General features: G+C 53.1%; 2 protein-coding genes. Both read left to right on the top strand.

Annotation, left to right across the window (positions count from 1 at the left end):
- Nucleotides 1-72 precede the first annotated feature (72 nt).
- Nucleotides 73-1,209 (top strand): transposase, encoded by a 1,137-nt coding sequence (locus tag D7Z94_RS25500; RefSeq protein WP_211341866.1) that lies wholly within the window; start codon nt 73-75, stop codon nt 1,207-1,209.
- A gap of 10 nt (nt 1,210-1,219) precedes the next feature.
- The coding region (locus D7Z94_RS25890; protein WP_211341865.1) for a transposase at nt 1,220-1,587 on the top strand (368 nt) is incomplete at its 3' end.

The raw sequence follows: 1,587 nt of genomic DNA, 5'->3' as shown, positions 1-1,587 counted from the left end.
GTGGCCGTTGCACAACTCTGATTTGCATCAGTTCTTGCTTTCATAAGCGTTGGGAAATGGGTAACTTATGGTATGCAAGGCAGAAAGAACTACACCGAAAAACTGTTCCTCAGCTTCAGGCTGTCGGACCGTGTTCCCAAGGACAACTTTTACAGAAGGCTCCGCGAGACACTCGACCTGAGTTTTCTTTACCGGGACACAGAAGAACTATATGGCAGGACGGGCAACCCGTCCATTGACCCCGTGGTCTTTTTCAAGCTGTTGATCACCGGATACCTTGAGAACATCACCTCCGACCGAAAACTGGTGGAACACTGCAGTATGCGGATGGACGTACTCTACTTCCTGGGCCATGACCTGGACGAAGAACTGCCATGGCACTCGACGATAAGCAGGACAAGGCAGCTTTACCCGGAATCCCTTTTCGAGAAACTGTTCAACAAGGTCTTTGCCCTTTGCGTCGACAGTGGGATGGTGTCCGGCCATACCCAAGCGGTGGATTCGGCCCCGATAAAGGCGAACGCGTCCATGGAAAGCGTGGTGCCGAAAATGCCCGCCACCCCCATGGACGACCACTTGAAGAAAGTGTCGGAAGAGAACGGGGCAACCGGGCAAAGGCAAGCAAAAATCGTTTCCCCTGCACATATCTCCGCTCCCGAACATGAACTGAAGCGCGTGGAGAAACATCATCAAAATCTTCGGGAGGGTCCGGTACAACTGGTCGGAACATCCCACAAAAAGGCACGCCTGCTGAGCAACAAGACACACTATAATCCCCATGACCCGGATGCCCGTATATCGGTAAAGCCGGGCAAGGCAAGAAAGCTTAACTACCGTTGCAGTATGGCGGTGGATACCGCCGAAGGGGTCATCTCTCACATCCAGGCGGACTTTGCCGACGGTAGGGACAGCCAATACCTGAAGGGTATTGGCCTGAGGGTCCAGGACCGTCTGGGGAAGAACGAGCTTACAATGACGGACCTGTTGGCGGACACAGGGTATTCCAATGGCTCCAACTACGACTTTCTCGAACAAAGGAAGGTCACCGGATGGATACCCGTCTTCGGGAAATACAAACCCGAGATAAAGGGTTTTCCCTACAACAGGGAAAAGAACGAGTACCGTTGCCCGATGGACAGGCCCCTGCCCTTCAAGGGGTTCAGTACCAACAAGTACGGCACACTACTGGGCAGCACCGAGGGACTGTAAGGCCTGCTCTATGAAACCCCAGTGTGCGCCAAAAAAGAAATGCAAAAGTATCACCAGAACGATATACGACGAACCGTACCTGAGGGCCTACGCCCGACAGCACAGCGAAAGGGGCAGACAAATGAAAAGACTCAGGCAAAGTACGGTGGAGCCCGTATTCGGCAGTCTGACCGAGTTCTACGGCCTGAGAAAAATAGGCGTACTGGGCAAGGCCGGTGCCCACAAGGTCATGCTCATGGCCGCGATTGCCTTCAACCTGAAAAAGTACCTCAAGAAGGGGGGAAAGGGACCCTCAATGGGCAATTTAAGGACCATTGTGGACACCCTACAAGTCGACCTGATTGCTTTTTACCAGCAGATCCAACCAAGACAGGTTCT

The organism is Ulvibacterium marinum (assembly GCF_003626755.1).
Classification (GTDB): Bacteria; Bacteroidota; Bacteroidia; order Flavobacteriales; family Flavobacteriaceae; genus Ulvibacterium; species Ulvibacterium marinum.
The sequence above is the reverse complement of the archived record's forward strand: the minus strand, read 5'-3'. Positions and strand labels throughout refer to the sequence as shown.

Bases quoted from the DNA above. Each gene is read 5' to 3' on its own strand.
- D7Z94_RS25500 (WP_211341866.1), top strand. From the start codon at position 73: ATGCAAGGCAGAAAGAACTACACCGAAAAACTGTTCCTCAGCTTCAGG.